Here is a 15,972-nt window from a genome sequence, read left to right as displayed (position 1 = left end):
CTCATGAGTATTTTTGCTTCTTGGGGAAAGCAGTCATTGAGATTGCTGCAACATGAACTGCGTCGAGGTGAGCTAACCATCATCTGTTTAGCCATCATTCTTGCAGTGGCTACTGTTTTTTCACTGGCTGGTTTTTCCACTCAAATAAAAGCTGCACTGTTAAATAAAAGTACCAGCTTTATTGCCTCAGATAGGGTATTAGCTTCTTCTCGACCCATTAATATGACTATCATTGAGAAAAGCCAATCGCTTGGTATAAAGCATTCACCGCAAATTGAAATGACGTCTATGGTGTTTGCACAAGACAAAATGCAATTGACGGAAATTAAAGCGGTTAGTGAGTTGTACCCGTTACGTGGTGAATTGTTAGTTAAACAAGGCAATGAGATAAGTCAGCGTGCTCAAGGGCCGCAACAGGGAAGCGTGTGGGTTGAACAAAAGTTATTGTCTATTTTAGGTATATCTCTCGGCGATGAGATTGAAATTGGTATCGCCTCTTTTTTGGTTGCAGGTATATTAGAAAGCGTTCCGGATGAGTCGTTTAGTGTTTTTACCAATGGTCCAACGGTGATGATGAATATAAACGATGTTGCTCAGACGGAATTAATTCAGCCCGGTTCAAGGGTCGGTTATAAGGCATTATTTGCAGGCGATGCAGAGGTCATTAAATCCTTTGAAGAATGGGTGAAACCTAAAGTTAACGAAACACAGAGTTGGTATGACATTAAATCTCGCCAATCGGCTTTATCAAGTGCATTAACGCGTGCTGAAAAGTACTTATCTCTGGCGAGTATGCTTGGCATCATATTAGCGGCGGTTGCGGTAGCGGTTGCGAGTAGACGATATGGTCATAGGCATCAACCCATGGTCGCGGTGTTTAAAGCGATGGGAGCTTCTCAAAAGCACATTACCAAGCTCTACTGTCTACATTGGACCTTGTTGAGCGTATTTGGCATCGCTGTTGGTTTAGGGATTGGTTTTATCTTACAACAAGTAGGATTGTACGCCATGGCCGATTATTTAAGTGTTGAACAAAGTGTCTCTAACGTGGCTCCTTTTTTAATGGCTGTTGCAACGGGCGTTATTTGTGCTATTGCCTTTGCTATTGCGCCGTTATCACAACTGGTCTCGACCAAACCACTTGCTGTGATCCGTGGTTTTAGCGAACAAAAATTAAGGTGGTTTCACTTTATTCCTCCTATTGGGGCCTTGTTTATTTTGCTGTATTTATTCAGTAATGATTTGGTGCTCAGTTTGGCGTTACTTGGTGGAGGAGCGCTGGTATCTGTTATTTTGTTGTTGTTAGGGCGTGTGCTGGTCAGTGCAGGGCGTAACATTGGCTCGCAATCGGGTAAGGCGTTACATTTGGCATTTGCCAATTTAAAACGTCGCGCCAAAGAAAACAGCGTGCAATTAGTCAGTTTTACTATTGCGATCAAATTGCTTTTGTTGATCCTCGTGATTCGAAGCGCACTAATAGCAGAGTGGCAATCGCAACTACCGGAAAATACCGCCAATCGATTTTTGGTCAACATAACGGCTGAACAAGTAGAAAAAGTGGATGAATTTACGACCGAGCAGGCGATCCCTAACAGTGGTTTGTACCCTGTAGTTCGTGGACGATTGATTGCGATAAATGAAGACGATGTGACACAAGACGTCAGTAAAGAAGACAACAAAGATGCAGAAACCCAGCGCCGTGGACTAGGAAGGGAGTTAAACCTGACCTGGCGAGATAAATTACCTAATAAAAATGAAATCATTGAAGGTGATTGGTTTGAAGCTGAACCAGATATTCCACAGGTGTCGATTGAAGAGGGGGTCGCTAAAAGGCTTGAAATTAAAGTAGGCGACACTTTGACCTTTCAATTGGGCAGTGAAACTTTTACCACACCAGTAACCAGTATCCGTCAAGTAGATTGGCAATCGCTTCAACCTAATTTCTTTATGATCTTTAATGAGCAAGTGTTGTCACACTTTCCTGCGACCTATATTTCGTCACTCTATGTTGATGAGAGTAAGCAGGACGCTTTTGACCAGTTTATGTCGAGCTATCCGACCATATCTATGATTGATGTCGATGCACTGATTTATCAGTTGCGAACGGTTATTGATCAAGTCTCGGTCGCTGTCGAATTTATCCTAGTACTCGTGGTTATTGCAGGTAGCTTAGTGTTACTAGCTCAAGTACAAGCAAGTATGGAAGAGCGTGAGCGAGAAATAGCAATTCTAAGAACTTTAGGGGCGAAGGGGAGCTTACTTCGAGGTAGCGTGCTATTAGAGTTTATCTGTTTAGGGGTAGTGTCTGGGCTCATGGCAGGTATCGCGATGGAAATAGCTGTCTATTTTATTCAAACACGGGCGTTTAGCATGTCACCAAGTTTTCATTTCGAATATTGGGGATTAGGTATTGTTGCCGGTGGGTGTTTTGTTGGTATTGTGGGGATGCTAAGTTGCTGGCGATTGTTGACTATGTCAAGTGTAACCTTGATACGTCGTACTATGTAAACCAGTGTCAAGCCAGTTTGTCATGTTAAGCTAGAACCAAATTTGGGAGATTGCGGCAAGTGTTTTTGAGCATATTGCCGCTTTTTCATCATGGCTATAAGCAGAGGTAAGTTACGTTGCCTTATCTCTGAAAACATCACAATACATTCAAATAATTTCTTTTCTTTCATTTATTGCGATTGCAATTTTATCTGATCATAGACAAGATACTAATATCAAAGGAATTACACAGAATTTTCATATGGGTTTATCTCAACACACTAGCGGAGCAGTAAAAGCCTTGGTCGTTGTCGCCGCTTTGTTTATTATCCTGGCAGGCATTAAATCGGCTTCAAATATACTTGTTCCCTTTCTATTGTCAGTCTTTATCGCAATAACATGTAACCCTATAGTCGCCAAAGCGAGCGAGTATAAGGTACCAAAACCAATCTCAGTGATCTTGGTTATTGTAATATTTGTCTCCATCGCATTATCAGTAGCGGGGTTAGTCGGCAACTCTCTAAATCAATTATCACAACTGTTACCTGAATATCGAGCACAACTTAAAGAAGAGCTGGTATGGCTACCAGAAAAGCTGGCCGAATATAATATTGCCATGTCACCGAAATTACTGATTGAGTATTTCGACCCTGGTGCTGCAATGGGGTTAGCTGCAGATATGCTGAGTGGCTTAGGTGGGGTGATGGCGAACCTGTTTTTGATTATCATCACCGTTATTTTTATGTTGTTTGAAGCGTCATCTTTACCTAAAAAAGTTCATTTAGCGATGGATGATCCAGAAATGAGATTGGGTCAAATAGACCGCTTCTTGTCCTCTGTAAATCACTACCTTGCAATCAAAACCATGGTGAGTTTGGGGACCGGTATTTTAGTTTCTTTTATGTTGTGGGCGGTCGGATTGGATTTCTTCTTATTGTGGGGCGTGTTGGCCTTTCTATTTAACTATGTGCCTAATATCGGCTCTATTATTGCTGCCGTGCCTGCCATGTCGTTAGCACTGTTGCAGTTAAATCCCGCAACGGCGGGGTTAATTGGGCTTGGTTATGTAGCAATTAATATGGTGATGGGTAATGTCATCGAGCCTCGTTATTTAGGCCGAGGATTAGGCTTGTCGACATTAGTCGTATTCCTGTCGTTGATTTTTTGGGGTTGGTTACTTGGTACTGTTGGTATGCTGCTTTCGGTTCCACTAACCATGGTGATTAAAATAGCGCTTGAGAGCTCTAATGAAGGAAAATGGTTTGCTGTACTCCTATCAGGAGAAGAGGAAGTGCAAGAAAAAGTTAAAGAATTTAGTTAGAGAGCTGTAGAACCAAAAAAGCCAACGTTTTGTTGGCTTTTTTGGTTGAGTCTAAATATTGCTGTTGAGTACTTCTAATTCTTTTATCCTGTCCTGACTGGCCCTGATGTAACATTTTTTGTAGGCAGGTGCTGCAAATTCATTGGGTGATAACGCAAGATACTGCCAGCGGCAATTGTCTTCTCGAAATCGAATAAAGTTACTTTGTGAGCGCTTGAACATCTTTAATGCGGAGTTTCTTCCTGTATTCATCGCTAGCTCTTCGAGGATAAATATTTGGTTATTTATCCAAGTCTGCATCTCACGGTCCACTTTATCAATGACAACATCAAGGCATCGAGAGTACTCTGCGCTATCTTGAGCTTTAGGTTGGCAATCGTCAATCGTTGACGCTGCATAAACTGGTTTAACGGCCAATGCAGAGCCTAAGACGATTAACGGTAAAAGGGAAGAGTTGATTACTTTTCTCATTATGAAGGGAGGACTTTTTTATATGGTTTAACGATAACTTTTTCGTATACTCCAGCCTCAATGTACGGATCTACATCTGCCCATTGTTGAGCACTGACTAAACTATCAAACTCAGCAATAACCAAAGAACCGGTAAAACCCGCATCTCCTGGGTTTTCACTGTCTATTGCGGGACAGGGCCCTGCAACTAACAAACGCCCTTGATCTTGTAACGTTTGTAGCCTTGCTAGGTGTTTATCTCGTACACCTAATCGCAATGCTAGGCTGTCTTTCACATCTTCACTATAAATTACGTAATACATCTTTAATCCGATTAATCTTGATTTTTATCTAATTCTTTTACTGTAGCTTGGTCATTTTCTTCTGGAAGGTATTTATTAATCGCGATCACTGTTCCAATAGCAAATGTAAATGTAAGCCCCATCAAACCAAAAACTTTAAAGTTAACCCAAACTTCTTGGCTAAAATTAAATGCTATATAGGCATTGAGCAACCCGCAACCAGCAAAGAATGAAACCCATGCTAAGTTGAGTTTAGCCCAAATATTCTCAGGTAACTCTAACGCTTCACCCATAAGCTGCTGGATCAGGTTTTTCTTAAATACGTAGTGACTAACCAATAAGGCTGCAGCGAAAAACTCATTAATGATGGTTACTTTCCATTTTAGGAAAGTATCGTCTTGCATAAAAATAGTCAGTCCGCCAAAGCCGGCAATTAAGCCAAAGAAGATCCACGTTTTAGTAGGTACTTTTTGTTTTGAAACAATGAAATATAGTATTTGTATGGCTGAGGCTGCAATCAGCGCTCCTGTTGCCCAGTAAATATCTGCAAATTTGTAAACGGCAAAGAAAAGAACAAGAGGTATAAATTCTAAAAATGCGTGCATAGAGTAATCGGCTAAATCAATTTGAATTCATTTTACCTAATGCAATTGATTTAGCCAACGGAATCTTTGTAAGAGAGTACTATCTAGGGGTTAAGCTTTTGCATCTAAACCAAAAGGGTCATCTATTGAATGTTGTGGCTGGGTAAACCACTTAGGACCTGTCTCTGTCATGTAAAAATGATCTTCTAATCGAATGCCAAATTCGTCAGGCATCACCAACATAGGTTCGTTTGAAAAAGCCATCCCAGTTGCCAATAATGTTTGCTCACTGCGCACTAAATAGGGCCATTCGTGGATGTCTAACCCTATGCCATGTCCTGTGCGGTGTGGGCAGCCAGGTGTTTGATAATCGGGTCCCATGCCCTGACTGGCGATATAATCTCGCGCTGCAATATCCACCACGCCACAAGGCTCACCAATCTTAGCGGCATTGAACGCGGCCAGTTGTGCATCTTTTTCTACTTGCCAAATTTCCCGTTGACGTTCATTGGCTTCGCCGTAGACGTAGGTACGAGTTATGTCAGAATTATAACCTTCTAGTTGACAACCTGTATCGATTAAAACTACGTCATTTCGTTCGAGCGCTTTAGGCGATTTTACGCCGTGTGGAAAAGAGGAGTCCTGGCCAAACAATACAATGCAAAAATAAGAGCCAGCTGCTGCACCTACTTTTCGGTGTGCTTGATCGATAAATGCGGTGACTTCGCTAGTACTGATCCCTTCATAAAGGATACTTGCAGCAGCCTGTTGCACAGCAAGTGTCATGTCTTTTGCTCGTTGCAACAACGCTATTTCAGCGGGTGATTTTTGCATTCTACAGCCAGCAGTTACCGGTTTAGCATCGACTAATTCTATATTGGGTAGAGATTTATCTATGCCGTTTGCCATAAAAAAGGCTGTTGCTTCATCAATAGCCAACGTACCTCTAGTAATACCCATTTTATCAAGTGTTTCCGCTACAAGTTGATAGGGGGACTGGTGCTCATGCCAACCTACAACTGGGGCAGACACTTTCATGTATTGGCTAAGTGTGTTGACTTCAAAGTGTGGAGCGATATAAACCAATTCACCTTGTTGCGGTAAAATTGCGCCAACCATACGTTCGCTGGCATACCATCGAGTACCAGTAAAGTAATAGAGATTAGTTCCCGCATTAAGGTATGTGGCCTCTATATTATGCTTTTTCATAATATTTTGAGCTTTTTCAATGCGTTGCTGAAACTCGTGTGCGGCAATAGGTTTAATGTTTTCCGTCATGTCTGCAAGAGTTGCAAGTGCTTCTTCAGGGGTTGAGCCACCAATTCCGTAAGTCATGTTAGTTACCTTTTAAAAATTTTCATTATATTAGTATATTGTATACAGTAATGCTAGGTGAGAACTGTAAGACCATAGTTTCTATTGTGAGCATGGATAAGTACTAATTAGTTCTGTTGCTTATTTCTCGTGTTGGAACGTTATTCATGTCGACTGCGCGAAAAGAGTAATACCTCCGTAAAATGCGGCTACTTTTGCTTCAGCATTAATAATGCTCAATTCTTCGGTTAGATTGGCGTAGCTACAACCAATTTTGTTTTATATTGAAATACATAATTTAACGCATTGTAGCTAAATAAAAGGAGTTGTTGTTGGCGTTACTAAAACAGAAGCTTTTCCATGACTAACCTATGAATAATCAGTTCTATTCATTGAAGAAATATTGCATTTTTCTATGTAAATCTAGTCAAACATTTGATTCTTAGATACTTAATGCTAATCGTAATAAGTAAATAAGTATCAAAATCACTTTACTAACCGCAAAAGAAAGTCAATATTATTAATATGGTGAGAAAAATATTCACACTTTGTCAGCACACGACCGCATAATTTTCGAATGCTGATAGTCAAAGATGCGTAAATCAATCCTCGATGATAACAAATGATGTTGAGTTGGTTTGATAATAAGGAATGAGCAATGACTATTAAAAAGTATGTTTCTGAAAATAAAAAGGAAGTTACACTATCAATTGAGGAGCGATTTGACTTTTCACTGCATCAGTCATTTAGAAATTCATATGTTAACTGTGAACAGCAAAATACGGTTTTCAATATAGATTTGTCAAATACCTCATACATGGACAGCTCTGCTTTAGGTATGATTTTATTGCTTAAGGACCACGCCGATAAGCTACAGGGAAACGTAGTGATTCTCAAACCCAGTGACTCAGTTAATAAAATATTAGAGATAGCGCAGTTTCATCGCTTAATGACTATTGAGAATTAAACGATGGTCGAAGAACTTGATAAACGCTCACATAAGCTAGCATTAGTGGTAGATGACTCCGTAATGCAGTGCAAAGTGTTGAGCGTATTACTGGAAGAAGAAGGCTATCGGGTATACACCGCAAATGATGGTATTCGAGGTGTTGATATGTATATTAAGTATCAGCCTGACCTTGTATTAATGGATATTAATATGCCCCGAATGGACGGGTACGAAGCGACTCGACAAATCAAGAGTTTGTCAAAAGGTAATTTAGCACCGTTGATTTTTATCACTAGTATAGATACAGAACTGGCATATATTGAAAGTATAGAGGCTGGCGGTGATGGTATTCTTGTTAGGCCTTTCTCTCCTGAAGTTTTTAAAGCAAAAATAAAGTCAATACAACGCATTAGTGATCTATACGCACAGGTAAAAATGCTACAGCAATCACAGCAAAAAGATGCAGAGTTAGCCGAACAACTGATGTCTGGTGTTATTGAGGCAAGAAATTTTGGTTTAGATCGCATTGGCATTGTGAAAAAAGCAGCAACTTTATTTAGTGGTGATATTCAATTGACTGCGCAGAGCCCTAATGGTGATGTTAACGTTTTGTTGGGGGATTTTACTGGGCACGGGTTACGTTCTTCTATAGGTGCAATACCGTTGTCAGAAACATTTAGAGTGATGACTAAAAAAGGATTTAGTTTATTCGAAATCATAACGCAGATAAATACTCAACTATTTCATTTACTTCCTTCTGATTTATTCTTAGCTGCGACATTTGTCCATGTGTCAAGTCAAGATAAAACAGTTTACATATTTAATGCTGGGCTACCAGATTGCTATATTTTTTCTGCTAATGGTCAAATTAAGCAAAGAATACGTTCTACGCATCCTCCTATGGGAGTATTAGAGTACCTTTTAGCCGAATCCAAGCTGGAAATTTATAGTGTTCAACCCAAAGATCATGTGGTACTTGTTAGTGATGGCATCATTGAAGCTCGTAATAAAAAGGGTGAAATGTATGGTGAAAAGCGATTTGAGCAAGCAGCCCTTAAGGGTGTGAAAAAAGCAAATCTGGCTGAAGTAATAATTGAGGATGTCAATGAATTCAGTCAAAACATACCACAAGAAGACGACATGTCTTTGATTGACATTCCATGTTGTGATTGGCAGGGGCAAGTTTATAATAATTATCAGAGTAGGTCTGATACTTTGTCTGCACTGGATGTTCTATCGCAAACTGGCCCTGCATGGGAGTGGCACCTTAAATTGACAGGAGAAAAGCTTGCTAAAATAAACCCTATCCCAATGGCAATGAACCAACTGCAAAATATAGAGGGTTCAGGAGAACATTGGCAAAGCCTGTATACCATCTTGACGGAGTTATATGTGAATGCCTTAGACCATGGTGTGCTAAACCTAGACTCAAGCATCAAAGATTGTGCCGAAGGTTTTGCAGATTATTTTAGAAAAAGGGAAGAGCGGTTAGAATTATTACTTGAAGGGTTTGTTGAACTTTCGTTTTACTATTACTATTCTCATAGCACAAATGGCCATATCAGTATAAAGATCAAAGACAGTGGTAAAGGGTTTAGCTATGCGGACTATGTGAATCCTCCATTGTCAAAGCAAGCGCCAATACTTAGCGGAAGAGGAATTAATTTGGTATTGCAACTGTGTGATTCTTTAGAGTACAGCGACAAAGGGACTACGGTCGAAGCGAAATATGCCTGGGCATAGGGCAAAAAATTTAAACATATAAAAATTCAGGGCGTGCAAAGGGACGGATAGTCTTCATCACTTTCCCTGTATAAAATAATGGCTATTAGTGACATATTAGAGGTTAATGATAATAGGTGGCACCTTCTGATGTTAAGTGAAACTTTGAAATTAACCTAACTCACCGAATTTTAAGAAAGCCATACGATCATTAAAAATGGACGTTCAGTATTCGCCTGTATAAGCGCAACAAGTCAACAGAAGTTTAATTCAACTATGATTTTTCGCCTATACTCTACGTTATTGAATACAATGTGAATTGAATGGAAGATACAATTATTACAAAGCGTAAATTTGCTGGTTTATTGCAACCTATATCCAATATTTTGCTGTGCTGTGGTATTGCTCTAGTTGTAATAATGATACTGTTCTATGAACGTCACGAATCAAACTTACAACAACGTCAAATACAAATTTCTCAAAAAGTGTTAATAGTCGAAAAAGTCCTTAGTATACCAAAAAAGAGTGTTCAGGCTGTTTCACATTCCCCTTATCAAGAACTCCTCCCTTTTTTAAGTGCTTTGGCTCATAACAGTAGCCATATCGTGGTTAGCCTAGTTACAGGCGAGATTGTAGTAGACACTAAACAAACAGCCAACAGCATCAATTTATCGCTATTGAACGATACTTATCCTGAGCTGATTGCATTTTCACAACGCAAAGAAGTTGCCATCAGCCATAATTTTCATCTCAAAATCAATCAAGCGTTATATTCAGGGGTGCATCGTCTAGTAAGCCTAGGGAGTAATGAACCACAGATATTACATATTTTTGTGATGCAACCCGAAACCGGTGTTGAGTTTTCTCTTTTGCAATCAAAATCAAGTTTGATACTACTTCTTATCACCATTGTGCTATTCATATTCATTGCAAGACGATTAGCCAAACCATTTAGAACAATTGTAAAAAGTGTAAGACAATACCAAGCCACAGGAAAAATAGGAGATTTACCTGTTGAAGCTTCCGGGGAAGTAGGGATGTTGGCCCGCAGTTTTGCATCGGTTGTTGAAGAAATAGCACTAAAAAGTAAAGAACAAAAAAGAGCTTATGCGGAAGCTACTCAAGCTTCTGCAAAAATGCAATCAGTATTGAATTCCATGGTTGATGCAGTGATAAATATTGATGAACAGGGCGCTATTATTGCTTTTAACCACTCAGCAGAAAAAATGTTTGGCTATTCTGAGCAAGAAATCTTGGGGCAGAATATTAAATTGTTGATGCCTGAAACTATGGCAAAAAATCATGATCATTACTTAGTGGAATACCTTAGGACAGGTAAGAAAAACTTATTGCGCGATGGCAGAGAGTTACCTGCAGTGAGAAAAGACGGAGAAACTTTTCCGATGTTCTTAAGTCTGTCAGAAATTGATACGGCTCAAGGAAAACTATTTACCGGTGTGATTAGAGATATAACCATAACTAAGTTGCTAGAAAGCGAAAAAAAGCAAATGTTGGAACAGGCAAAAGATATGGCATGGCGACTCGATTTTGCTTTATCAGGGCCACAAATAGGTGTATGGGACTACCAAGTAAATAAACAATTACTTATTTGGGATAAGCGCATGTATCGATTATATGGGAAAGATATAGCATGTTCTGAGAAGCCTGAAACGATTTACAAGGCTGCGCTTCATCCTGAAGATGCTGAACGAATTGAGTCCGCCATAACTAAAATAGTTAATACAGGTATGGACTATAAGCAGACTTTTAGGATTGTTTTATCAAACAATGAGCTCAAATACCTAGAAGGGCATGCAAAGGCACTTTACGATAAGGATGGCAATATCGTACGTATATTGGGGACAAACCGAGACGTAACTGAGCAACATCAACTACACGAGCTTAAGCAACAAGCACTAGAATTGGCAGAAGATTCATTGGAACTTAAATCTGAATTTTTAGCCAGTATGTCTCATGAAATTAGAACGCCAATGAATGGTGTGTTAGGTATGTTAGGCCTGCTTGGTAAAAGTCAACTGAATGACCGACAACAACACTATCTACAATTGGCTAGTTCTAGTGCAAATTCATTGCTCAATTTAATTAATGATATTTTAGACTTTTCTAAAATTGAAGCTGGAAAACTTGATTTGGAGTTGCTTGATTTTGATTTGCGCTGTCAACTAGGAGAAGTCGCAGAATCATTAGTATTAAAGGCTCAAGAAAAAGGAATTGAAATCATACTTAACGTTAATGATATAAATGAATCGATTATTAAAGGAGATCCAAACCGAATACGACAGATCGTATCTAACCTTGTATCTAATGCAATAAAATTTACTGAACAGGGAGAAATAGTAATAAAAGCCCAGTTACATGCGTACAGTGACAAAAGTTTATTATTGACCTGCACTGTCTCTGACTCCGGTATTGGAATTGCTGAAGACAAGCTGGATAAATTGTTTGACTCCTTTACACAGGTAGATGCCAGTACTACACGAAAATATGGTGGTACGGGTCTTGGCTTGGCTATTGTTAAACAGTTGTGCCAACTCATGGGAGGAGATATCAAGGTAACCAGTGAGCTGGGCAAAGGAAGTACGTTTGAATTTACTGCTCTTGTTGAGTCTAGTGAAAATGAAGTGTTAATGATGCCGTCGGCAAATATTAAGGGCAACGAAATACTCATCGTTGATGACAATGAAACAAACTTAGAAGTACTTGAAGGGCAACTGATGCAATGGGGAGCCCGTGTAACAAAAGCAAACAGTGGTGAAGAAACGCTTTCAATTATAAAACACTATCCTGAAAATCATTTCAAAGTTGCAATATTAGATATGCAAATGCCCATTATGAATGGTGCTGACTTAGGAAGAGCACTAAAAGCATCGAAGCACTGCAGTGACACAAAGCTCATCATGATGACCTCGATGGGAGCTGCAGGAGACGCTAAGTACTTTGCTAATTTAGGGTTTTCTGCTTACTTCCCAAAACCCGCAACAACATCAGATCTATTTGATGCATTGACTGTAGTATTAGACGACAATGTCGCGCTATCGTCAGCAACGCCACTGGTTACACATCACCATTTGCAAACATTGAAGAAACAAGACCCGTTATCAAAAGTGATGAAAAACGTGAATATTTTACTAGTTGAAGATAACAGGATTAATCAGGCTGTAGTTATAGGAATATTAGAGCAAATTGGTTGTCACGCTGATATCGCTAACAACGGCAGAGTTGCAATTGAGATGTTGCAGCAAGTGGCAAAAATTAATCCTTACAATATCATCTTGATGGATTGTCAAATGCCCATAATGGATGGTTACCAAGCGGCAACTACGATTCGAACTGAACACCTTACTAATGTTGATAAGGAAGTTCCTATAATTGCCATGACGGCAAATGCAATGAAAGGAGACAGAGAAAAATGTCTCAATGCAGGGATGAGTGACTACATTGCCAAACCAATTGATAGTGACTTACTCATTAAAAAAATAATCTACTGGTCAAATTCTTCTAAAGTTAAAGCATCTAGGCCTAAAGTACATAGCATTAGTTCTGCAGAGGAAAACGAACATCAAAATGAAAAAATCAGTGATGATGTTGTATGGAATGAAGCGGGCCTGCTGAAAAGAGTAAGAAACAATAAAGCGGTGGCAAAACAATTAGTCCAAATGTTTATTGAAGACTCACCCGACATGTTGAAATTACTGCTTAAATCGGTCAATACAAAGCAATATGATGATGCATCTGCTGTGGCTCATAAAATTAAAGGCTCAGTGCGTAATATTGGCGGTGAGAAACTCGGCGTATTGTCTGAAAGCATTGAGCAAGCATTGAAAAATCAAGAACATGAGGAAGTCAAAGTTTTACTGAGCCTATTTGAGTCAGCATATAATGAATTTTCACATGCCCTGAAAAATTCAGAAATTTTATTATGATCAATAATGCTTAATATCCAAGGAAGTGCCATAAGGTAAGCGACTGAATGAATAAAATATTAGCGGTAGATGATGCGCAAGACACATTGCTTTTGTTAGAGTTTGATCTTCAAGCAGAAGGCTATGATGTTATTACAGCAAAAGACGGAGAAACGGCGTTAGTACTATTAGAACAACACGACATAGATCTTGTTTTACTTGATTTGTACATGCCAGGGTTAAGTGGTTTAGACACACTGAAAAAGCTCAAATCTCAATCTAAACATTTGAATACACCTGTTATAATGCTGTCGGCTTCTGATGATGAAAATCAAATAGTCTCTGCGTTAGAATTAGGCGCTAATGACTACATAACTAAACCTTATATTCCGAAGGTATTATTGGCTCGCCTCAAAACGTCATTAAGACTTTTAGAAAAAACCTTAAAACTTGAAAGTCTGGCGAAAACTGATTTTTTGACCAATGTGAACAACAAAAGAAATTTCGAAAATTTGGCAATTGCTTCTATCAAGCAAATGTGCAGAACAAACAACAATGTCACGATTGCTATGCTTGATATTGATTATTTTAAATCGGTGAATGACAATTACGGACATGATGTGGGTAATGAAGTTTTAAAACTATTTGCCTCAACGATGAAAAAGGAATTTCGTCAGTACGATATTATTGGTCGAGTGGGCGGCGAAGAATTCGCAGTCTGTATGCCTAACACCAATCTCAAAGAAGGTTTTAATGCCTGCGAGCGATTTAGAAAAGTGATTGAATCTTTGGAAGTAGCTATTTCACATGAAAAAATATCATTCACCGTTAGCATAGGTTTGGCGTCAGTATGCCATAACGAGGGTCATTATGATTTTAATAGCCTTATGAAAGTAGCAGATAAATTCTTATACCAAGCGAAAGAAACTTCAAGAAACTGCACTCGTAGTTATGATGAAATTCACAATCAAGAACATGACGTGGTGCAAACGTTTCTGGCAAATAATATTGATCAAGATACTCTCAATGGTGAAAGCGCTATTGATGGTATCGATTTTGAGATTGGTGTGAATAATGTGCTTGGGGATGAAGCGCTATTTAAAGATATTCTGCAAATGTTCTTTGACGATCACAGCAATGATAGCGATAAAATTCAACAGGCAATTGCTGAACATGATCAAGCAAGCATGAAACACTTGGTGCACACGCTGAAAGGTGTCGCTTGCTCTGTTGGGGCAATGCAGTTATTTGATAATGCAAAAAAATTAGATGCTGCTGTTAATGAAGAACAGGTAGGGAAGTACCAATCATTATTTGATGATGTTTCGTTTGAGTTAAACCGTGTCATTAACGGTATTATAGGCTATTTAAAGATCACTCAATAGTGATCTCTATATCAGTTATAGGAATACAGCAACAAGGTAGAATTTCGTCCTTACCTACAAACGCTAAAGGCTCTCCTTGTGGGTAGAGGATTTCTCCTTTATCTAGAGTGATTCGACAAGCGCCACAAAAACCATCTCGGCAATGGTAATGTACTTCAACGTCTTCTTGTTCTAAACATTCAAGCAATGTATTGTGAACAGCAGAAAACTCTACTTCCTGATCATTGACTGAAATTGTAAGAGGGCGTGGTTTATCGGTATTAGACATAGCCATAATTGAACGCTACTAGCTTTGAAATAATACCGATATATTGGTATGTAATTTAGAGATCGAAATCATCGAAATCGTCTACAGCGACTGAAGAATCAACTTGGCCAACCAAGTAACTAGAGATCTCAGTCTCCTGAGGAGCCACCTGTACATTGTCACTAACCAAATAGGCATTCATCCAAGGTAGTGGGTTACTTTTAACATTAAACGGAGCATCCAATCCAATAGCAGTCATACGTTGGTTACTAATGTATTCAATGTACTGGTTTAATATTTCTGCATTTAAGCCTATCATTGAACCGTCTTTGAATAGGTATTGTGCCCATTCTTTTTCCTGTTCAACAACGTCCATAAAAATTTGACGTCCGTCATCACGCATTTGTTCAGAAATTTCTTTCATTTCTGGATCGTCATTACCTGCGGCCCAATTGTTCAAAATATGTTGAGTACCGGTTAAGTGTAGTGCTTCATCACGAGCAATTAGCTTAATGATTTTTGCATTACCTTCAAGCAATTCACGCTCTGCAAAAGCAAAAGAGCAGGCAAAACTAACGTAAAAACGAATTGCTTCAAGGGCGTTAACTGAACAGATCGCTAGGAATAGACGTTCTTTTAATTTACGCTCAGACACCTCAATAGTTTTATCTTCAACGTCATATTCACCTTCACCTTGTGATTGCAATAACTGCGTAGTAATAATGACATCATCAAAGTATTTAGCAATTGAGCTGGCACGTTTCAAAATAGCTGGGTTTACAACGATATCATCGAACACTTCACCAGGGTCGGTAAAGAGGTTTCTCAATATATGTGTGTATGATCGTGAATGAATTGTTTCACTAAATGCCCATGTTTCTACCCAAGTTTCAACTTCAGGTAACGATACCAGAGGCAGTAAAACAGCATTTACAGAGCGTGCTGCCATGCTGTCTAGCAACGTTTGATATTTTAGATTTGAAATGAAAATATGTTTTTCTGATTCAGTTAAACCTTGCCAATCTGCACGGTCTTTTGAAACATCTACTTCTTCAGGGCGCCAGAAAAAAGATAACTGCTTTTCAATTAATTTTTCAAACGCAATAAATCGTTGTTGGTCATAACGTGCAACATTAACGCTATTCCCCAAAAACATGGGCTCTAAAAGGGCGTTGTTAGGCGTTTGATTAAATGTAGTGTACGACATCGATTACTCCTGTTTATATTGTGATTGTGCTTCACAATATCGTCGTTTTTAAACACCTTTATTCTTCTTAATTTTGGTGTT

Annotated in this window: 12 protein-coding genes; 6 read left to right on the top strand and 6 right to left on the bottom strand. The window is 39.0% G+C overall.

What is annotated here, in order from left to right:
• Window positions 1-3 precede the first annotated feature (3 nt).
• Complete coding sequence (locus QUE03_RS11220; protein WP_286261466.1) at window positions 4-2,508, top strand: ABC transporter permease; 2,505 nt, start codon at window positions 4-6, stop codon at window positions 2,506-2,508.
• A 241-nt stretch (window positions 2,509-2,749) separates the two neighbouring features.
• A complete protein-coding gene (locus QUE03_RS11215; RefSeq protein ID WP_286261464.1) occupies window positions 2,750-3,808 on the top strand; it encodes an AI-2E family transporter in 1,059 nt (352 codons plus the stop codon).
• Between the two features lie 51 nt (window positions 3,809-3,859).
• Here QUE03_RS11215 and QUE03_RS11210 read toward each other — a convergent pair whose 3' ends face one another.
• The 4 genes from QUE03_RS11210 to QUE03_RS11195 form a co-directional block, all read right to left on the bottom strand.
• On the bottom strand, window positions 3,860-4,279 hold the full coding sequence (locus QUE03_RS11210) for a lysozyme inhibitor LprI family protein (protein WP_286261463.1): 420 nt from the start codon (window positions 4,277-4,279) through the stop codon (window positions 3,860-3,862).
• On the bottom strand, window positions 4,279-4,581 hold the full coding sequence (locus QUE03_RS11205; RefSeq protein WP_286261461.1) for a YciI family protein: 303 nt from the start codon (window positions 4,579-4,581) through the stop codon (window positions 4,279-4,281). Before QUE03_RS11205 ends, QUE03_RS11210 begins: the two co-directional genes overlap by 1 nt.
• A gap of 11 nt (window positions 4,582-4,592) precedes the next feature.
• Window positions 4,593-5,165, bottom strand: a complete 573-nt coding sequence (locus QUE03_RS11200) for a septation protein A (RefSeq protein WP_286261459.1) — start codon at window positions 5,163-5,165, stop codon at window positions 4,593-4,595.
• Between the two features lie 90 nt (window positions 5,166-5,255).
• Window positions 5,256-6,479 (bottom strand): M24 family metallopeptidase, encoded by a 1,224-nt coding sequence (locus QUE03_RS11195; RefSeq protein ID WP_286261457.1) that lies wholly within the window; start codon window positions 6,477-6,479, stop codon window positions 5,256-5,258.
• A gap of 637 nt (window positions 6,480-7,116) precedes the next feature.
• On the opposite strand from QUE03_RS11195, the gene QUE03_RS11190 reads away from it, so the two are divergent.
• The 4 genes from QUE03_RS11190 to QUE03_RS11175 all read left to right on the top strand — a co-directional run bounded on the left by QUE03_RS11190 (window position 7,117) and on the right by QUE03_RS11175 (window position 14,437).
• On the top strand, window positions 7,117-7,425 hold the full coding sequence (locus QUE03_RS11190; protein ID WP_286261455.1) for an STAS domain-containing protein: 309 nt from the start codon (window positions 7,117-7,119) through the stop codon (window positions 7,423-7,425).
• Window positions 7,426-7,428: 3 nt separating this feature from the next.
• Complete coding sequence (locus tag QUE03_RS11185; RefSeq protein ID WP_286261453.1) at window positions 7,429-9,150, top strand: ATP-binding SpoIIE family protein phosphatase; 1,722 nt, start codon at window positions 7,429-7,431, stop codon at window positions 9,148-9,150.
• Window positions 9,151-9,452: 302 nt separating this feature from the next.
• A complete protein-coding gene (locus QUE03_RS11180; protein ID WP_286261450.1) occupies window positions 9,453-13,073 on the top strand; it encodes a response regulator in 3,621 nt (1,206 codons plus the stop codon).
• Between the two features lie 47 nt (window positions 13,074-13,120).
• Window positions 13,121-14,437 (top strand): diguanylate cyclase, encoded by a 1,317-nt coding sequence (locus QUE03_RS11175; protein ID WP_286261448.1) that lies wholly within the window; start codon window positions 13,121-13,123, stop codon window positions 14,435-14,437.
• Here the strand turns inward: QUE03_RS11175 and yfaE are convergent.
• On the bottom strand, window positions 14,427-14,711 hold the full coding sequence (yfaE, locus tag QUE03_RS11170; protein ID WP_434019774.1) for a class I ribonucleotide reductase maintenance protein YfaE: 285 nt from the start codon (window positions 14,709-14,711) through the stop codon (window positions 14,427-14,429). The genes QUE03_RS11175 and yfaE overlap by 11 nt on opposite strands.
• A gap of 49 nt (window positions 14,712-14,760) precedes the next feature.
• Entirely contained in the window at window positions 14,761-15,891 is a 1,131-nt protein-coding gene (nrdB, locus tag QUE03_RS11165) for a class Ia ribonucleoside-diphosphate reductase subunit beta (protein ID WP_286261446.1), read from the bottom strand.
• Window positions 15,892-15,972 lie beyond the last annotated feature (81 nt).

The organism is Thalassotalea atypica, assembly GCF_030295975.1.
Taxonomy (GTDB): Bacteria; Pseudomonadota; Gammaproteobacteria; order Enterobacterales; family Alteromonadaceae; genus Thalassotalea_F; species Thalassotalea_F atypica.
The sequence above is the reverse complement of the archived record's forward strand: the minus strand, read 5'-3'. Positions and strand labels throughout refer to the sequence as shown.